The sequence below is a fragment of the Bartonella sp. AD328YNZD genome (assembly GCF_042196425.1).
On sequence record NZ_JBHIQG010000504.1, the window covers coordinates 1 to 1,342 of the forward strand.

1 protein-coding gene is annotated in these 1,342 nt (G+C 38.7%); it reads right to left on the bottom strand.

Features of this window, described 5'->3' with window-relative positions; genetic code table 11:
• Positions 1–154: 154 nt before the first annotated feature.
• A partial coding sequence (locus tag ACFIO3_RS13225) for an MFS transporter (protein WP_375704609.1) occupies positions 155–1,342 on the bottom strand: 1,188 nt, incomplete at its 5' end.

The following is a 1,342-nucleotide window of genomic DNA, read 5'->3' on the forward strand; positions in this document are numbered from 1 at the left end:
CTTATATAAGCAATATTGCAGATTTTTTATTTTTCTTTTTGAGTGCATTGTTTGCGGGAATATTGTGGTGGAAGATACCTCAACCCATGTCTTTAAAAATGAAACTGGCAGCATTTTCGCTGCCAGTCCTTATTTTATTCTTCGTTATTATATTTTAGTTGGATATTTCATCCTCTGTAAATCCGACGAAGCAAATCAGTGAAATAAAAGAAGCAAAAAGCAAATAGTAGCCGAGATAAGACGTATCGAAATGTTGTACCAGATATTCTGCAATATAAGGTGCAAGAGATGCTCCTACGATAGCAGATAAATTGAAAGTGATAGAAGAACCAGTATAACGAATTGCTGTTGGGTACGGTGAAGCCAAAACAGCACCAAGAGGACTGTATATCATTCCCATGAGAGACAAGCCAATGACAGACATTGCAAGGACTCCCATAACTCCAGAATTTAAGAAATAAGGAATTGCGAAAGAATACATACCGGTGATGATTGTAATCCAAATCATCAAAGTTCTACGTCTAATACGATCAGCGAGTTTCCCAGTGATGACAGTAAAAATTCCACAGAAAACAGCACCGACAATTTCGACTTGAAGAGCTTGATGAAATGGCAATTGCAAATGGTTTGTTGAATAGCTTAACAAATATGTCGTGACCAAGTAAAATAAAACAAAAGTTGCCATACCAGAAAATATTCCAAGAAATAGGATTCGTGGACATTTTAAAAAGACATCTATGATAGGCACTTTGACATGTTCTTTACTTTCAAGAGTTTTTTTGAATTGCACAGTTTCATTGATTGAAAGACGAACCCATAATCCTATAATCATAAAAACAACTGAAGCAATAAAAGGAATGCGCCATCCCCAAGCTAAAAGTTCAGCGCGATCAAGGAAATGCAGCAGACCCAAATAAACAGCAATAGATAAAAACAAACCGATTGAAACGCCCAATTGGGGGAACATCGCATACCAGCCGCGCTTTTCTGGAGGGGCATTTTCTGTTGCGAGCAAAACAGCGCCTCCCCATTCTCCTCCTAATCCCATTCCCTGTCCAATACGGCATAAGGTTAACAGGAAAGGGGCAAACCACCCAGCCATTTCATAAGTAGGAAGAAAACCAATGATGACTGTTGAAAGTCCCATGGTGAGAAGAGAAGCGATAAGTGTTGCTTTTCTTCCAATTTTATCTCCAAAATGTCCAAAAACAACTGATCCAAAGGGGCGAGCAAAAAAGGCTGCTCCAAAGATCAGGAAAGATTGTAAAATGGCAACCTGATCATTTTGTGTTGGAAAAAACACATGAGGAAATATGAGAGCTGCGGCAGTGCCAAAGACATA